The sequence below is a fragment of the Jatrophihabitans telluris genome (assembly GCF_023516435.1).
In the GTDB taxonomy this organism is placed as follows: domain Bacteria; phylum Actinomycetota; class Actinomycetes; order Mycobacteriales; family Jatrophihabitantaceae; genus Jatrophihabitans_A; species Jatrophihabitans_A telluris.
On the sequence record NZ_CP097332.1, the window covers coordinates 2728897 to 2745957 of the forward strand.

17 protein-coding genes are annotated in these 17061 nt (G+C 69.8%); 1 reads left to right on the forward strand and 16 read right to left on the reverse strand.

What is annotated here, in order from left to right; genetic code table 11:
• Positions 1-9: 9 nt before the first annotated feature.
• The 14 genes from M6D93_RS12700 to hisD all read right to left on the reverse strand — a co-directional run bounded on the left by M6D93_RS12700 (position 10) and on the right by hisD (position 13661).
• The gene (locus M6D93_RS12700) at positions 10-630 is read right to left on the reverse strand and encodes a Trp biosynthesis-associated membrane protein (RefSeq protein ID WP_249769613.1); all 621 of its coding nucleotides are present in this window, start codon (positions 628-630) and stop codon (positions 10-12) included.
• Entirely contained in the window at positions 627-2126 is a 1500-nt protein-coding gene (locus M6D93_RS12705) for an anthranilate synthase component I (protein ID WP_249769615.1), read from the reverse strand. The genes M6D93_RS12700 and M6D93_RS12705 overlap by 4 nt, the downstream gene beginning before the upstream one ends.
• A complete protein-coding gene (hisI, locus tag M6D93_RS12710) occupies positions 2123-2509 on the reverse strand; it encodes a phosphoribosyl-AMP cyclohydrolase (RefSeq protein ID WP_249769616.1) in 387 nt (128 codons plus the stop codon). The genes M6D93_RS12705 and hisI overlap by 4 nt, the downstream gene beginning before the upstream one ends.
• 107 nt (positions 2510-2616) lie before the next feature.
• Positions 2617-4221: a sensor histidine kinase gene (locus tag M6D93_RS12715; protein WP_249769617.1), complete on the reverse strand. Its 1605-nt coding sequence runs from the start codon at positions 4219-4221 to the stop codon at positions 2617-2619.
• Positions 4218-4946 carry a response regulator transcription factor gene (locus M6D93_RS12720; protein WP_249769618.1) on the reverse strand — a complete coding sequence of 243 codons (729 nt, stop codon included), beginning with the start codon at positions 4944-4946 and terminating at the stop codon, positions 4218-4220. Before M6D93_RS12720 ends, M6D93_RS12715 begins: the two co-directional genes overlap by 4 nt.
• 62 nt (positions 4947-5008) lie before the next feature.
• Positions 5009-5476 carry a hypothetical protein gene (locus M6D93_RS12725; RefSeq protein ID WP_249769619.1) on the reverse strand — a complete coding sequence of 156 codons (468 nt, stop codon included), beginning with the start codon at positions 5474-5476 and terminating at the stop codon, positions 5009-5011.
• A gap of 84 nt (positions 5477-5560) precedes the next feature.
• Positions 5561-6847: an MFS transporter gene (locus M6D93_RS12730; RefSeq protein ID WP_249769620.1), complete on the reverse strand. Its 1287-nt coding sequence runs from the start codon at positions 6845-6847 to the stop codon at positions 5561-5563.
• A 9-nt stretch (positions 6848-6856) separates the two neighbouring features.
• Positions 6857-7630, reverse strand: coding sequence for an imidazole glycerol phosphate synthase subunit HisF (gene hisF / locus M6D93_RS12735; RefSeq protein ID WP_249769621.1), 774 nt, complete (start codon positions 7628-7630; stop codon positions 6857-6859).
• A 62-nt stretch (positions 7631-7692) separates the two neighbouring features.
• Positions 7693-8832 carry a VldE C-terminal domain-containing protein gene (locus M6D93_RS12740; RefSeq protein WP_249769622.1) on the reverse strand — a complete coding sequence of 380 codons (1140 nt, stop codon included), beginning with the start codon at positions 8830-8832 and terminating at the stop codon, positions 7693-7695.
• 160 nt (positions 8833-8992) lie between these two features.
• Positions 8993-9721, reverse strand: coding sequence for a bifunctional 1-(5-phosphoribosyl)-5-((5-phosphoribosylamino)methylideneamino)imidazole-4-carboxamide isomerase/phosphoribosylanthranilate isomerase PriA (gene priA / locus M6D93_RS12745; protein ID WP_249769623.1), 729 nt, complete (start codon positions 9719-9721; stop codon positions 8993-8995).
• Positions 9718-10443 carry an imidazole glycerol phosphate synthase subunit HisH gene (hisH, locus tag M6D93_RS12750; protein ID WP_430667235.1) on the reverse strand — a complete coding sequence of 242 codons (726 nt, stop codon included), beginning with the start codon at positions 10441-10443 and terminating at the stop codon, positions 9718-9720. The genes priA and hisH overlap by 4 nt, the downstream gene beginning before the upstream one ends.
• 10 nt (positions 10444-10453) lie before the next feature.
• Positions 10454-11056 carry an imidazoleglycerol-phosphate dehydratase HisB gene (gene hisB, locus M6D93_RS12755; RefSeq protein WP_249769626.1) on the reverse strand — a complete coding sequence of 201 codons (603 nt, stop codon included), beginning with the start codon at positions 11054-11056 and terminating at the stop codon, positions 10454-10456.
• Entirely contained in the window at positions 11053-12312 is a 1260-nt protein-coding gene (locus tag M6D93_RS12760; RefSeq protein WP_249769628.1) for a histidinol-phosphate transaminase, read from the reverse strand. Before M6D93_RS12760 ends, hisB begins: the two co-directional genes overlap by 4 nt.
• Positions 12309-13661 carry a histidinol dehydrogenase gene (gene hisD / locus M6D93_RS12765; protein ID WP_249769630.1) on the reverse strand — a complete coding sequence of 451 codons (1353 nt, stop codon included), beginning with the start codon at positions 13659-13661 and terminating at the stop codon, positions 12309-12311. Before hisD ends, M6D93_RS12760 begins: the two co-directional genes overlap by 4 nt.
• 65 nt (positions 13662-13726) lie before the next feature.
• On the opposite strand from hisD, the gene M6D93_RS12770 reads away from it, so the two are divergent.
• A complete protein-coding gene (locus M6D93_RS12770) occupies positions 13727-14488 on the forward strand; it encodes an LON peptidase substrate-binding domain-containing protein (protein WP_249769631.1) in 762 nt (253 codons plus the stop codon).
• Positions 14489-15108: 620 nt separating this feature from the next.
• Here M6D93_RS12770 and M6D93_RS12775 read toward each other — a convergent pair.
• On the reverse strand, positions 15109-16413 hold the full coding sequence (locus M6D93_RS12775; protein ID WP_249769632.1) for an amidohydrolase family protein: 1305 nt from the start codon (positions 16411-16413) through the stop codon (positions 15109-15111).
• A 93-nt stretch (positions 16414-16506) separates the two neighbouring features.
• Complete coding sequence (locus tag M6D93_RS12780; protein ID WP_249769633.1) at positions 16507-17055, reverse strand: hypothetical protein; 549 nt, start codon at positions 17053-17055, stop codon at positions 16507-16509.
• Positions 17056-17061: the final 6 nt, after the last annotated feature.

The window sequence follows — 17061 nt, forward strand, 5'->3', positions numbered from 1 at the left end:
GCCATGATGCTAGCGATCGGAAATTGTCGGATCGTCACCGCGGTCCAACCGACGCCACGGATCCTCCGTCGGCGTCGGAGCATCCGCGGGACCGGAACCGCTTGCAACGGGCGCCTCAAACCGCCGGGATAGCCCGTTGCGCCAGCGTGGCGCGCCCACCGCCAGGTACACCGCCCCGACGACGCAGAGGGCGGCTCCAGAAACCGCAAGTGCGGCCCACACTCCGTGGTTCGTGGCCGAGATGGCCCCGCCGCCGACCTGGGACGGCCCGCCCAGTAGTTCGACCAACCGGCCACGGCTGGGTGTCATGAACCCGCGGGCGGCAGTCCAGCCGGCCACCACAGCGAGTACGGCCAACAGCATCGCCAGCACAAGTCGCGGCCACTTACCACTGACCAGCGCCAACACCGCTCCGAGCAGCATCACCACGGCAATCCCCGCCACGGCGCCGAATTCCTGCTTGCCGCTCACCTGCGCCGTCAGCGCGCCGAACGGGGCCGGGCGCACCGCCGTGAGCCGCAGCCACACGCGGCTGCTGCTGAAGAGCATGACGGCCCCTCCGAGGGCGATCAGGCCGACGCAGAGCCCGAGAGCGCGGCGTTGCCGATCCATCCCCGCGGAATCGCTCACGGCCGGTGCTGCCGCAAGGTCTCCGCTGTGGCGATCGCCTGAAGCACCGCGCGCGCCTTGTTCCTGGTCTCGGCCTCCTCGTTGGCCGGGATGGAGTCCGCGACGATGCCCGCCGAAGCCTGCACGTAGGCGAGGCCGTCACGCATCACGGCCGTCCGGATCGCGATTGCGAGGTCCATGTCGCCGGCGGCGTCGAGATAACCGACCGCGCCGCCGTACACCCCGCGCCGGACCGGCTCGAGCTCGTCGATCAGCTCCATCGCCCGCACCTTGGGCGCACCGGTCAGCGTGCCGGCCGGGAAGGTCGCCGTGAGCACGTCGAAGGCATCCTTGTCGTCGGCAACGGTGCTGGTCACCGTCGAGACGATGTGCCAGACGTGGCTGTAGCGCTCCACCGCACCGAACTCGACGACCTCGACCGACCCGGCGGTGGACACGCGTCCGAGATCGTTGCGGGCCAGATCGACCAGCATGATGTGTTCGGCCTGCTCCTTCGGGTCATTGAGCAGCTCGCTGGCCAGCGCCGCGTCCCGTTCCGGGGTCAGGCCACGCTTTCGCGTGCCGGCGATCGGGTGGAGCACCGCGCCGCCGTTCTTGACACTCACCAGTGCCTCCGGGCTGCAGCCGACGATGTCGAAGTCCGCCATGCGCACGAAGTACATGTACGGCGACGGGTTCAACGTGCGCAGCACTCGGTAGACGTCGAACGGCTGCGCTCCGGTTTCGACCACGAACCGCTGACCGATCTGGATCTGGAACACCTCGCCTGCCCGCACCGCCTCCAGTGCCGCCTCCACCGCGGGCAGGTACTCGCCCTGCGGAGTCCGCGACCGCGCCTGCGCCGGGGGCACCACCGACAGGCTCCCGACCGTGGACGGCGACGGCGCCGACAGGTCCGCCGCCATCGCGTCCAGGCGCGCCAGCGCGTCGGCGTGAATCGCGTCGAGTTCGGACTCGGACAACCCGGGTTCGAGGAACACGTTCGCGATGAGTACGACAGTGCACTCGTGGTGGTCGACCGCGGCCAAGTCGGTGACGAGCAGCATGGTGAGCTCCGGGATCGCCAGCTCGTCGACCGCCTTGTTGGGCAGCCGCTCGATCCGGCGCACCACGTCGTAGGCGAGGTAGCCCACAAAACCACCGGTCAGAGGCGGCAAACCGGGAAGCCGGGGCGAGGCGATCGCGCGCCACGCCTGACCCAGGGCTTGCAGGGGATCGTCGATGTCGGTGCCTGCGCCGGGCGCCACGCCGTCCCAGTGGGTGCGGCCGTCGCGGGCGGTCAGCGTCGCGACTGCGTTCACTCCGACAAAGGACCACCGGGAGAACGACGCTCCCGGCTCGGCGGACTCGAGCAGGAACGTCCCCGGCCTGTCCTTGGCCAGCTTCCGGTACACGCCCACGGGTGTCTCGGCATCGGCGAACAGGGTGCGGGTGATCGGCACCATGCGATGGGTCCGGGCCAGTTCTCCCAGTTGGGAACGGTCGACCGAGCTCATCGGGCGATGCCCGCGGCAGATCCGACCACCGGGCTGAGGACACCCGCGTCGAAGCAGGTCCGGTCGCCGGTGTGGCAGGCCGCACCGACCTGATCGACCTTCACCAACAGCGCGTCGCCGTCACAATCCAGCGCGACCGACTTGACGTACTGAGCGTGGCCCGACGTGGCGCCCTTGACCCAGTACTCCTGCCGTGACCGCGACCAGTAGGTGGCCCGTCCGGTGGACAACGTCCGGTGCAGCGCCTGGTCGTCCATCCATCCCACCATCAGCACCTCCCCCGTGTCGTGCTGCTGGACGACAGCGGCGACGAGGCCCGCCGGGTCACGCTTGAGCCTGGCCGCGACGGCCGGATCGAGATCGGAGGCGGGGACGCTAGACATGCCCCCAATTCTGCCCCGTGAGGTGAACCGACTGTGGACGGGAGGGCTCCTGCGGCACGGCAGCGAACCGACGGGGCCAACGAGAGGGCACCGCTCGGCGCCACGTCTCAGAGATCGACGGCCGAAACGCCGGCCAGCGGCAGGAGCACGGTGACGACGGTTCCGCGTTCGACGGAGGAGGTGAAGTCCACCGTGCCGGCGTGCGCCTCGGCGATCTGCGCGACGATCGCCATGCCCAGACCACTGCCGCCGCGGGCGCGGCTACGAGCCTTGTCGGCGCGCCAGAACCGTTCGAAGACGTGCTCTGCCTCCTCCGGCGGAAGACCGGGACCGCGATCGATGACCCGAAGGGCAACCGCCGGGCCGGCAGCGGTGGAGCCGCGCACCCCCTCGAGGCGGATCGGCCCGTCCGGCGACGTGTGGACAGCGGCATTGTTGAGCAGATTCACCAGCAGCCGTACGAGCTGATCGCGGTCGCCCAGGACGACGGCGCCCCCCGATTCGGCAAGCTCGAAGGCCCGTTCGGGATGCGCCGAACGCACACTGGACACGGCGTCGGCCAGCAACATGTCGACCTCGACGGCCTCCCTGAGGACCTCCGCGCTGCGGTCATCGCCGCGAGCCAGCACGAGCAGGTCCTCGACCAACCGCGACATCCGCGTGCCCTCGACCTCGATGCGCAGCATCGGATCGTCGGGATCGTTGAAGTGCCGGCCCTGCAGCCGCGACAACTCGGCATAGCCCCGGATCGAGGTCAGCGGCGTGCGCAGTTCGTGGGAGGCGTCGGCCAGGAACTGCCGCATCCGATCCTCGCTCGACACCCGCGCGGCGAACTCCGTTTGAACCGCCTCCAGCAGGGTGTTCACCGACGAGGCGACCTGCCCGACCTCAGTGGTCGGATCCGCCACGTCGACGCGCCGGTCCAGACCCTCGCCGTCCGGTCCGAGCTCGGCGGTGACCTCCTGCGCGGTACGCGTCACCCGGTACAGCGGCCGCAGCCCCACCCGCACACCCCACGCGGTCGCCCCGGCGGCGATGGCCACCGCCGCGGCCCCGATCGCCACCTCGAGGGCCAGCAGCCGTCCGAGAGTGTCACGCACGTATTGGGTGGAGATCCCGACCAGCCCGTACCCACCTGGCTGGCTCAGGTTCACGTAGTCCAGCGGCACCGCGAGCGCGCGCAGTTCGACGCCGTCGGTCGTGGAGACCGTATGGGGCTTCGTGGGATCGGAGGTCAGCCGCTGTTCGGCGTCAGGTGACAGGCGAAGGGTATGGATACCCGCGTGGCTCGACAGCGTGATAGCCGTGGTCCCGTTGTCGAAGATGAAGCTGATCCAGATGTCCTGCGCGCCGCCGACCACCGAGGAGTTGCCGGAATTGAGGATCTGTTTGAGGGCCTCGGCGTTGGCGGCGGTGGACAACTGTTGGTCGAGCTTGTCGTACAGGACCGGCCGCAATGCCAGATACGTCGCCGCTCCGATGCTGGTGACGACCAGGATCACCAGGGTGACGACGAAAGCGAGCAGTCGTCCGGCGATCGTCCGGGGCACCAGATGCCGCCACCACGGAATTCGCTGCGCCGGAGTCGGAGCAGGCGGTGGCGCCCACCCCAGCCCGGGACGCGCCGAGCCCCCCGAGGTGGACAGGTCGAAATGATCGGAGTCCAAAGGGGCGTCGGAGATCTCCGTGAGCTGAGGGGGCGGTTGGGTCACACCCTCGGTGCCTTGATGACGTAACCCGCCCCACGAACCGTGTGAATCAACTTCGGCTCCACTGCATCGACCTTCTTGCGCAGGTATCCAATGTAGAGCTCGACGATGTTTGATTGGCCCTGGAAATCGTATTTCCATACGCGGTCCAGGATCTGCGCCTTGGACAGCACGACCCGTTCGTTGCGCATCAGGTAACGCAGCAGCTCGAACTCAGTGGCGGTCAGGTGGATCTCCTCACCCCCGCGGGTCACCTCGTGACTGCTCTCGTCCAGTTCGAGGTCGGCGACCTTGAGGACGGGCCGATCCTCGTCGGCCGCGGTCCGCCGAAGTACGGCGTGCACCCGAGCCAGCAGTTCCTCGACGCTGAACGGCTTGACCACGTAGTCGTCGGCACCGGCCCGCAATCCGTTGATGCGGTCGTTGGCGGTGTCGCGCGCAGTCAGGAAGATCACCGGCACGGTGGAGCCGGCGGAGCGGAGATTCTGCAGGACTGCGTGCCCGTCCAAACCAGGCATCATCACGTCGAGGACGACCAGATCAGGGTTGTGCTCGGCGACGGCGGACAAGGCCGAGTTGCCGTTGTCGGCGGTCACCGCCTCGAAGCCGTCGAAGCGAAGAGCCGAGGCGACGAGGTGGACGACATTTTCCTCGTCGTCGACGACGAGGACCTTCCGCTTGGTGCGTGAAGCGGCGGCGGGTTGAGCTGCAGCAAGCGATGAACTCATGCTGTGAGCCTGCATTGTGCTGGTAGGCATGTACTGAGCTTCGTCTGTGAATGAGCTATGCGCTAGTCCGCAGCCGATTCGTTTCCGCCGCTGCCCCGAACCCACGCCCACGACGTCGGCACCAAAGCCAGCACGATCGCCACCGCCGCGCCGATCAGCACGGCTGCCGGAACCTGCGGATCACCGGTAGAGGTATCGACCAGGAAGTCCACCGAGATCGCCAGAGCCAGGAGTTGGCCGCCGATGAACAGCCAGCGCCCGCGGCCGTTGAGCAGTCGCCCCATGCCCGCGAACACGACGAAAAGGAAGACCAGCGCGATCACGCCGGCGGCGGTTTCACCTGCACGAGAATTGGTGATGTCCGGCTGCGCCACCGGTACGAAGGTTCCGCGAGCGATGAACAACAGCGCGTAGACGATCAGGAAAGGGACAACGACGGTGCCGGCCGCAACCGCCCCGATGACGGTCCCGGGTGTCCGGTTCGGGTCCAGCGATCGTGGCGCTCGCTCGGTGCTCTCCCGGGCTTTCATTGGCGGGCCGACTCCTCGGTCTTCGGGGTGGACTGGCGACTTACCCGGTACTCATGGTGCCGCATATCTGGCCGGCTCGCTCGCTCAGCCCACACCTCGGCGCGCCCGGGCGCCCTCGGTGGCCGTGACCCGATCCGCCGCCTGCCGATCCAGACGTCCGGAAACCAGGGCCACGGCAAGACCGGCCAGAGCGAGGAATCCGCCGACCCTGCTGGGCCACTCGTAGCCCAGACCCGCGTCGAGGACCACGCCGCCGAGCCACGCACCGAGGGCATTGGCCAGATTGAGCGTCGAGTGGTTCAGCGCTGCTGCCAGCGACTGGCCCTCCCGAGCCACGTCCATGAGCCGTGTCTGCAGGATTGGGATCAGCAGCGACCCGGACAGGCCCAGAACGAGTACCGCGAGTACCGCACCCGGTTTGGTGTGGACGACGACGCCGAAGCCGAACAGAACGATCGCTGATAGCACGAGGCCGCCGTACAGCGACGGCATCAGAGCCCGGTCGGCCAACCGGCCACCGATGATGACCCCGATCGTCATGCCCACCCCGTAGACCGCGAGCAAGCCGGTCACGGCCGTCTCGCTGAAGCCCGCCAGGGTAGTCATCGTCGGGGTGATGTATGAGTAGGTGGCGAACATGCCGCCGAAGCCGACCGTGCCCACCAGCAAGGCGAGCCAGACCTGCCGCTGCCGCAGCGCACTGAGCTCGGACCCGATCGTGGCGTCGGCCTCGGGTGGGCGCCCGGGCACCCAGAACAGCACCGCGGCCAGGGTGAGCATGGCCAGGATTCCTACGGCGGCGTAAGGCCAGCGCCAGCTCAGCACCTGGCCCAGATAGGTCGTCGCGGGGACGCCGACCACGTTGGCCACCGTCAGGCCGCTCATCATCATCGACACCGCCCACGCGCGCCGGGTCGGCGCCACCAACGAAGCACCGACGACCGCGCCGATGCCGAAGAAGGCGCCGTGTGGCAGACCCGAGAAGAAGCGCGCCAGCAGCAGAGTCGGATAGTTCGGCGCCACCGCGGAGGCCAGGTTGCCCAGCACGAAGGCCGCCATCAGCACCCACAACAGACGCTTGCGCGGCCACTTGGCCGCGAAGGCGGCGATCAGTGGCGCACCGACCATGACCCCGATGGCATAGGCCGAAATGACGTGTCCGGCCTGCGGGATGCTGATGTTGACGCCCGCCGCGATGTTGGGCAACAAGCCCATCGAGACGAACTCACCGGTGCCGATCGCGAAACCGCCGATGGCCAATGCGAACAAGGCAAGATTGGCGTGCTTGGCCGCCGGGCGGTCACCTTCCCGATCGCGCTCCCCGATCTGATTCGATTCGGTCGTGCCGTCGGCCGTTATTTCGGACGTCATCGAGGCGGCTCAGCGAACCGTCACGCCGTGGGAGGCCAGCTCGGCCTTGACCTCGCCGATGCTCACCGTGGCGAAATGGAACACGCTCGCCGCAAGGACCGCGTCCGCGCCCGCGGCGACCGCCGGCGCGAAGTCCTCGGCCTTGCCCGCGCCGCCGCTGGCGATCACCGGCACCGACACGACGGCCCGAACCAGGCGGATGAGTTCCAGGTCGAAGCCGTCCCGCGTGCCGTCGGCGTCCATCGAGTTGAGCAGGATCTCCCCGGCGCCGAGGTCGGCGGCTCGCGCAGCCCAGTCGAGAGCGTCGATCCCCGTGCCCTGCCGACCCCCGTGCGTGGTGACTTCGAAACCGGACGGCGTCGGCCGTTCGCCCGCAGGAACTCGCCGCGCGTCCACTGAGAGCACCAGCACCTGGCGCCCGAACCGCTCGGCGATCTCGGCGAGCAGACTCGGTCGAGCGATGGCGGCGGTGTTCACGCCGACCTTGTCCGCGCCCGCCCGCAGTAGGGCGTCGACATCCCCGACCGAGCGCACACCCCCGCCGACGGTGAGCGGAATGAAGACCTGCTCGGCCGTCCGGCGGACGATGTCGTACGTCGTCTCACGTCCCGCCGACGAGGCGGTGATGTCGAGAAAGGTGAGTTCGTCGGCTCCCTCGGCGTCGTAGCGACGCGCCAGCTCGACCGGGTCGCCCGCATCGCGCAGGCCGACGAAGTTCACGCCCTTGACCACCCGCCCCGCGTCCACGTCGAGACACGGGATCACCCGGACGGCTACTGGCATGGCCCCCATTCTGCCGTACCCGCCGCGCACCCTCCCCTCAGGCTGTGCGGAGCAGAACGCACCTACTTCTTCGGCTTCTTCGCCGCCAGCAACGCGCGCCACGTGGGGACGTTGACGCCGGTGGTGTGGCCGAGCCGGCGCAGCTTCTTGAACGCCACGATCCGGCTCGCGGTGCGGGCGTCGAAGACCGAGGTGACGTCGAGCCCCAGCGCGGCCTGAACAGCTGCCACCGCGGGACCCGTGCTGCCGCGGTCCATGCTGATGCCGGAATACTGGACGAGTTGCCGCATCACGGCGGAGGAATGTGCCGGAGCACCCACCTTGGGGTAATCGCGGCAGCCCTGGGTGTTGACGCCCTTGTAGTTGGACGCCCAGTTGAGATCCGGCATCCGGCAGGGACCGTAGTCGGTGGTGGTGACGACGTGCCTGCTGAAGAACGAGGTCTTGCCCAGCGCACCGTCCCACGACAGCGAGATGTGCATGTGGTTTCGATGGCAGGCAGAGTCGAGCGACTTCTGCGGCGTCTTGGAACAACCGTTGTAGGCCTCCCACTTGCCGCTCCAGGCGCCCCACATGCGGTTGTTCCAGATGATGTACATGACGCCCATGCGCCGGGCGAGGGCGAAGGTGTGGCCGGCGGAATCGGTGGCCAGCAGCGACTTGATGACGGCGTTGGCCTGGGCCCTGCCGGTGGCGGTGCGGACCGAGTTCATCCAGTCGACCGCGCGTCCCTCGTAGTGCTCGCTGCGAGATCCGTCCGTTCCGCAGGCGTAGTCCCCGCCGAAGCTGGTGTCGGGGTACGTCCGGACCAGGAGCCGGCCGAGGGCGAGCGTGCCCGGGCGGAACGCGGGCTGGCAGGAGGTCTGGCCGACGTAGGTGGCCAGCGGTTCAATCGCGCTGGGCATTCCGGCCGGAGCCTTGATGCGTTTGACGGAGGTGACGGACAGCGTCGAACCGTCGCCGGGGGTGCGGAGGGGTCCGACGCTGATCGGCCCAGCACCGGACAACCCAGCACCGGACATCCCCGTGCTCAGCCGGGGCTGACTGACCGGCGCCGGTGAGGAATTGAGCGGCGCGGCGACCGCCGGGGGGCCAGCCACCATGGCCGCGGTCCCGGCGAGGGCGAGCACGGCTAGCGCGGTCAGCGGCCCGCGAAACCGGACGAAGCCGGGACGCTGGCGACGGGTCTGCGAGCAAGGCATGAATCGGGTCCTCAGAGATCGGCCACGGAGCTGTTTTCGCGCGACGTGGTTTCCGATCGGCCGGTGGGGCCCCAGCGTTAGCTACTCTGCGCAACCAATTGTCACCAGATGTAGCGGCCGAGGGTCACCTCCCCACTACATGGCGTGCCCCCGGCTGCCTCTAACCGGCTTCTGCCACGGCCGCCAAGGCCTCGGGCAGCGTGAACGCTCCCGCGTACAGGGCCTTGCCGACGATCGCAGCTTCGACTCCGTTCACGCCGAGCGAGGCGATCGCCCGAAGATCATCCAGGGACGACACGCCGCCGGAGGCGACGACGGGCCGCGGGGTCGCAGCGGTGACCTCGCGCAGCAGTTGCAGGTTCGGGCCGGTCAGCGTGCCATCGCGGTGTACGTCGGTGACGACGTATCGCGCGCAGCCGTCGGCATCGAGCCGGGCCAGCGCCTCGTACAGGTCGCCGCCCTCGGACGTCCAGCCGCGGGCAGCCAGGGTCGTTCCCCGGACGTCGAGTCCGACGGCGATCTTGTCCCCGTGCCGAGCGATGGCCGAACGCACCCAGTCGGGCGATTCCATGGCGGCCGTTCCCAGGTTCACGCGTGCGCACCCGGTGGCCAGCGCGGCCTCGAGCGTTGCGTCGTCGCGGATCCCGCCGGAGAGCTCGACCGCGACGTCCAGGCGCCCCACGACCTCGGCGAGCAGGTCGCGGTTGCTCCCCCGTCCGAAGGCCGCGTCCAGGTCGACGAGATGCACCCATTGCGCTCCGTCGCTCTGCCACTGCAGCGCGGCGTCCAGCGGGCTGCCGTAGGAGGTCTCGCTGCCGGCCGCGCCCTGCACGAGGCGCACCGCCTGGCCGCCGGCTACGTCAACCGCCGGCAGCAACACCAAAGTCATGATTCTCCTTGTTCAGCAGGGATATTCTCGTTCGACGCGGGGTGACTACGGGCCGGGGGCGATGCCTGGGGCGGGTGTGGACCGGCCAGCCGCGCGGCCACCGATCGGATCCAGTTGCGCAACAGCGCCTGGCCGGCGGCTCCGGACTTCTCCGGATGGAACTGCGTCGCCGAGAGCACGCCGTGCTCGGCGGCCGCGACGAAACGGTCGCCGTGCTCGGTGAGCGTGGCGAGGTAGGGCGAAGCGGGATCCGGAGCCGGCACCGCGTAGGAGTGGACGAAGTAGAAGCGGGTGCCGGGTTCGATTCCCTCGAACAGGACCGACCCGGCCGGGGGCGTCACGGTGTTCCAGCCCATGTGTGGCACCACCGGCGCCCGCAGCGGCTGGACGCGCCCGGGCAGCAGTCCGAGTCCGTCGGTGTGGACCCCGTGCTCGATGCCGTCGGCGAACAGCACCTGCATCCCGACGCAGATGCCCAGCACGGGGCGGGCGTCGGCAAGGCGCTCGGCGAGGATGCCGGCCGCGTCCACCCGGCCCAGGCCGGCCATGCACGCGGCGAACGCGCCGACCCCGGGAACCACCAGACCGTCGGCCGCCACCGCCGCTGCCCGATCCGCGGTCAGCCGGATCGATACCTCGTGGGAATCGAGGGCCGAACCGACCTTCTCCAGTGCGCGCACGGCAGAGCGGACGTTGCCCGACCCGTAGTCGAGAACGACGATCTCCACCGGCCTACAACACACCCTTGGTCGAGGGCACACCGCTCTGCCGCGGATCCGGCTCGACCGCGGCACGCAACGCCCGTGCCACCGCCTTGTACTGCGCCTCGGTGATGTGGTGCCAGTCGCGGCCGGCGTGCACGCTCACATGCAGCGCGATCCGGGCGTGATAGGTGAAGGACTCGAAAACGTGGCGGGTCAGGGTCGTCGCGTAGGAGCTGTCGCGTCCGAGGATGTAGGCCGGAGCACCGTCAGGCTCGTTGTGGACGAGGTACGGACGGCCGGACAGATCGACCGCGGCCGACACGAGTGCCTCGTCCATCGGGACCACGGCGTCACCGAAGCGCTGGGTGCCGCGCTTGTCCCCGGCCGCCTCCCCGAACGCCTGTCCGAGTGCGATCGCGGCGTCCTCGACCGTGTGGTGGGAGTCGATGTGCAGATCGCCCTCGACCTGGACGGTCAGGTCGAACAGGCCGTGTTTACCGAAGGAGGACAGCATGTGGTCGTAGAAACCGACGCCCGTACTCACATCCGTGTGGCCGGCGCCGTCCAGGTCGATTTCGACCAGGACCTTCGTCTCGGCGGTTGTGCGCTCTACGCGGCCGGTTCGGCTCACCTGCCTACCCCTTCGTCTGCGGGGGACGCCGCACGGTCGGCTGATCCGCTTGCGGCATCAGCACCGGCGTCCTGCCGTCCATTGTCGCGTACCGCGGGAAGCTCATTGCCCCCAGGCGCCACTTGCAGCAACGCCGCACGGAATGCGGCCATCTCGGCGGTGGTCCCGACCGAGACCCGCAGCCAGCCGTCGGGGCCGGTCTCACGGATCAGCACGCCGCGATCGAGCAGGCCCTGCCAGCGCGAGTGCCGGTCCCGGAATCGCCCGAACAGCACGAAGTTGGCGTCGGAGTCCGCCGCGCTGAATCCATGCTCGCGCAACCACGTGATGGTGTCGTCCCGGGCCGAGCGCAGGTCCTGCACCCGGGCCAATGCCTCCGAGCGGTGCGACAACGCGGCATGGGCGGCGGCCTGCGCAACCGCGGACAGGTGATAGGGCAGCCGGACGATCCGGACTGCGTCCACCACCGCGCGAGTCGCGGCGAGATAACCCAGCCGGCCACCGGCGTAGGCGAAGGCCTTGCTCATCGTGCGGGTGACGATCAAGCGCGGGTGGGCGGGCAACAGGCTCACCGCGCTGGGCACCCCGTCGCGGCGGAACTCGGCGTACGCCTCGTCCACTATGACCACCCCGGGAGCTATCGCGAGCACGGCGCGGACCGTCTCCAGGGGCAGCGCCGTGCCCGTCGGGTTGTTCGGCGAGGTCAGGATCACCACGGACGGACGGTGCTGGGAAATCAGCCCGACCGCGTGGGCGGTGTCGATGCTGAAATCGGCCGCGCGGTGGCCTACGACCCAGCGGGTGTGGGTGTTGCGGGCGTACTCGGGGTACATCGAATAAGTCGGCGCGAACGACAACGCGGTCCGGCCGGGGCCGCCGAAAGCCTGGAGCAACTGCTGCATGATCTCGTTCGAGCCGTTGGCCGCCCAGATGTTCTCCGGCTCCAGCCGGACCAGGCCCCCGCCGCTGTCGGCGGTGAGAAAGCGCCCGAGTTCGGCCCGCAACGCCAGGAACTCCCGATCGGGATAACGGTTGATCGACGCCGTCGCCTCGGCCACCGCGGCGGCGATCTCGGCGATCACCGTCGCGCTCGGCGGGTAGGGGTTCTCGTTGACGTTGAGCCTGACGGGGACATCGGGCTGGGGAGCGCCGTAGGGCTGTTCGCCGCGGAGGTCTTCACGCAGCGGCAGATCCGCGAGGCTGATGTCGGCCGGGACCGACGCTGTCTCGGCGGGCGCGGGGTGCGGGCCGGTCATGCCAGCCGTACCTTGACCGCCGCGCCGTGGGCCGGGAGGTCCTCGGCATCGGCCAGCGCTATGACGTGAGCGGACACCTCCACCAGCGCCTCGTGGTCGTACTCCACCAGGTGCACGCCCTTGAGGAAGGACTGCACGGACAGGCCGGATGCGTGGCGGGCCGTGCAGCCGGTCGGCAGCACGTGGTTGGACCCCGCGCAGTAGTCGCCCAACGACACCGGCGAGGACGCCCCGACGAAGATGCAGCCCGCGCTGCGAACGCGTTCGGCCCACTTGCGGGCATCGACCGTGATCACTTCGAGGTGTTCGGCGGCGTAGGCGTTGACGACCTGCAGACCCTGCTCGAGATCGCCGACCAGGACGGTTGCCGACTGCGGGCCGGACAGCGCGGTCCGGACGCGGTCGGTGTGCTTGGTGATCTGGACCTGGCGCGACACCTCGGCGTCCACCGCGTCGGCGAGTTCGGCGGAGTCGGTCACCAGGACCGACGCGGCCATCGGGTCGTGCTCGGCCTGGCTGATCAGGTCGGCGGCGACATGAGCCGGGTCCGCGCTGGCGTCGGCCAGGATCGCGATCTCGGTCGGGCCCGCCTCGGCGTCGATTCCGATGACGCCGCGGAGCACGCGCTTGGCGGCCGCGACGTAGATGTTGCCCGGGCCCGTCACCACGTCCACCGGCTCGATCAGCACGCGCCCGGCACTGTGACCGTCTGCCTCCCCCGAATCGCCATACGCCATTAGGGCGATCGCCTGCGCGCCACCGATCGCGTAGACCTCCTCGACGCCCAGCAGCGCGCACGCGGCGAGAATGGTCGGGTGCGGCAGCGAGCCGAATTCCTTCTGGGGCGGGGAACACACGACCAGCGACGGGACTCCGGCTTCCTGGGCCGGCACCACGTTCATCACGACCGAGGACGGGTAGACGGCCAGGCCGCCCGGCACGTACAGGCCCACCCGGTCGACCGGGATCCACTTCTCCGTGACCGTGCCGCCCGCAACGACCTGCACCTCGACCGTGGGCCGGCGCTGTTTGCGGTGCACGATCCGCGCCCGGCGGATGGATTCCTCCAGAGCGGCGCGCACCGCCGGGTCGAGGGTGGCCAGCGCGTCCGTGATGGCCGCGGCCGGCACCCGGGGGTCGGCCAGATCGACACCGTCGAAGCGCGCCGTCGCCTCCCGCGCGGCAGGGTAGCCACGATCGCGGACACCCTCGATCACCGGGGTCACCGCGGCGATCGCCGCGTCGACGTCCATCTCGGCCCGAGGCAGCACCTGACGCAACCGATGGCCGGAGGTGAAGGAGGGTTCTTGCTCGGCGGCGGAGGGGCGGAGGTCGACTCGGCGTAGCACGAACCGGATTCTAGTTCGGTTGCTCGACATGCCGGACTACCCGCTCAGGCCGTACCGTGAGTCACGTGGAGGAGCAGCTGCCCGAACCCCGTCCCGAGTCGGCCCAGCCGCTCGAGCTCCTCCCGCTGTTCCCGCTCGGCACGGTGCTCGTGCCAGGCATGCCGCTGGCTCTGCAGGTCTTCGAACCGCGCTACCGCCGACTCATGGCCGATCTGCTGGACGGCGTCGATGCCGAGCCCGACGACGAGACCCATCCGGTCGGCGCGTCCGCGGTCTTCGGCGTCGTGGCGCTGCGCCGCGGGTGGGAGGTCGGTGCGGTCGGCGATCTGCACGAGATCGGGACGACCGCCCGGATCAGCAGCGTGCGGCAGACTCCGGACGGCCGCTACGAGCTGGAGGCCTTCGGCGAGCAACGTTTCCGCATCCACGGGCTCGACCAGGGCAGCCAGCCGTACCTGCTCGGGTCGGTGGAATATCTCGACGAGCCGGACGGACCACTGAGCGACCACGCCAGCGTCAGCACACGGCTGGCCTGGCGGGACCATCTGGCGGCTCTGCACGCGCTCACCGACGGCGCCGGCCTCGACCCCGAGGGACTGGACGAAAAGGCGGTCCCGCTGATTGCGGGGCGCCCGCTGTCCTACGCCATCGCCGAGTTGCCCTCGTTACCGGTGGCCGACCGTCAGCAGCTACTCAGCTGTCCCGACACCGCGACCCGGCTCACCACGGCCAGAAGGGTGCTGCACCGGGAGACCGTCCTGGTTCGCCGGCTCCGCGCCATACCGGCCACCGCCGCCACGTTCTCGGCCGCCATCAGCGCCTGCTGACGCCGCGGCCACCACATCGGCGGGGTCAGGCCGCGTCTCGGAGTCGGTTCCCGGATACGACAGTGGTGCCGTCTGCGGCGGCGCGACGAATGCCGCGTCGTTGGACAGGCCGGCCAGACCGGCGTACACGAGAACCGCCAGGAACGGTTGGACGAACACCAGCACACCGGCGTGCAGGTGCAGCGGCGGATGGATGATGCTGTTGAGCGGGCCGCTGTTCGATCCCGGCGCCAGCGCCTGGCCGACAGCGACCGCCACGAGCGAACTGAGCACCCCGGCCGCAGCTATCCAGAGCAGGACGAGGACCCCGCGCAGCGGCTTGAGCAGGAACCAGCCGGCGAGGCCGGTGAGCACGCCGGCGGCCAGACAGAGCAGGAAGAATCTGCCGTCGGCGGCGATCTGGGTCTCGGCCTCGGCGGGAATGATCACCGGCCGGTTCGCTGCGTCCGGCACCAGGTAGGAGACCGCTCGCGGCGACCACCAGAGCCACGCGAGGCCGATCCCGACACCGGCCAACAGTTGCGCGCCGAGCACCGTCAGCAGCGGCCGAAACCGTCTCGGCGGGTCCGAGGCAAGGACGTCGGCAGGGGGCGGGTCGGCGAGCTGAACGCGGTAGTCGGTCATCCGCTGGGGTTCTCCCGTACTGCTCGTGGGGCCGCTACGCCCGAGTTGTCGGCTTGTCTCACGGTAAGCCGTCCACCCAAGAACACCGCTGCCGGTGTGCGCCACACCCCGGGTTCGGCCAGTGGACTGAACGGCAGCAGGACCAGCGCGGCGTCCTGGCCGGCCTCGATGCGACCGAACCTGCGCCTCATCCCGATCGCCTCGGCCGAAGCCTGGGTGGCCGCTCTGAGGGCGCCGAGCCGGCCGAGACCGGTGTCGGCGATGCGGTCGAGCTCGCGGGGGTCCACTCCTGGGCCGGTGCCCGCGTTGCCGAGGTCGGTTCCGTAGCGCAGCACCACCCCGGCCGCGACGAGGTCGGCGGCGTTGTCGGCCGCGGTGCGCCCCGTACCCGCGGAGAAGAAGGTCTGCAGTGTCGACACCACCGCCGTACCGCTGTCGGCGATCCTGCTGATCAGTTCCGGGTCCAGCCGCTCGGTCGGGGTGTGGGCGAATTCGTCCACGCCGGCGTCCAGAGCGCGGGCCACGTACTCGGCGCTCAACGCGTGGGCGGTCACTCCCAGGCCCAGCGCGTGCGCGGCGTCGACCACCGCCCGCAATACGTCCGGCGCGAGCACCGGCCACGGATTGCGGCTCGAGCCGCCGTCCTGCAGGGCGACCTTGATCAGATCGACCCCTTCCGATGCCAGCTGTTGGACGGCCGACCGGGCCCGCGCCGGCGACTCCACGAACTCGGCGTACCCGTCTGCGCCCCAGCTCTGAGACGGATAGCCGCCGGGGGCGGTGAGCACCGGGCCGGCCCCGGCGACGAACGGCCGATGTGCGGGGATCGGCCGGTGCCCGGTGCGCCACTGTTGGGTCCAGCGCATGGGTGCTCCGAGATCGCGGACGGCGACCAGGCCGGAGGCGGGACCGCTGATCGGGCTGTCGGGACGATCGGGATCGGCACGTGGGTCGAAGCCCAGGTGAACGTGCGCGTCCACAATTCCCGGGACCACCCAGTGGTGCTCGCCTCCGAGCACGAGCAGGTCGCGCGGCAGAGTCTCGCGCGGGCCTAGCCGCACCTCGACGACCCGACCACCACCGTCGACAACGACCACCCCGGGGGTTGGCTCGGCGTCGCCACCGGTCCATACGGTGCCGGCAAAGGCCACGCCGCGGCTGGGCGCGGCGCCCACGCTCGCACGACGCTCCCGGACGACGGTCAGCCCGGCCTGCGCGCGGGCGGCCAGCTTGGTGCCCAGGCGCCAGGCGCGGCCCGCGAGCGGGGCGGCGAAGCGAAGGTGGTCCGGGCGGTCAGTCACAGTCGGTGGTCTCGCTCACGTGAGGGCTGGTGATGGTCAGCACGATTCTGGCCCCTGGTGCCGCTCCGGGCGGCCTGCCCTGCCGCTTCGGCTTCAGCTGAGGGTGTGGCGTCGCAGCAGTACGTGCAACTCGTCCAGCGTCGAGGTGTCCACCACCTGCCCCAGATCGAAGCTGCGAAGCCTCGCGAGGGTGTCGGCGCGCCTGCGTGAGCGGAGCAGGCGCAGCCCGATCAACGCCGGCCCCCACGGTGCGGACGGCAGGCCGATTCGCCGCAGCTCGGCGCGCAGACCCCGTCGTGTGCGCCCGACCAGCCGTTCGACCTGCATTCCCGCAGGACCCATCGCCTCCAGACCGGACAGGCGCCGCTGGAGGCCGGAGAGCAACATTCGGATCAGCAGGATCACGGCGGCGACGAGACCGAACAGCACAGCGAGGACTTTCAGACCGCCGAACCACAGTGCGACGGCCAGGACGAGCACGGCGATCGCGGCCCAGTGCACGGTGCGCACGATCGAGGCGCCGATGGCCTGGCTCAACAGGTATCGACGGAGCAGCCATTGCGAGGCCTCCGAACCCTGCGCGAACGAACCCACCTGCGGGTCTGGACGCTTTGGATCGGGCGGCACGATCTCGTAACTCATGACGGT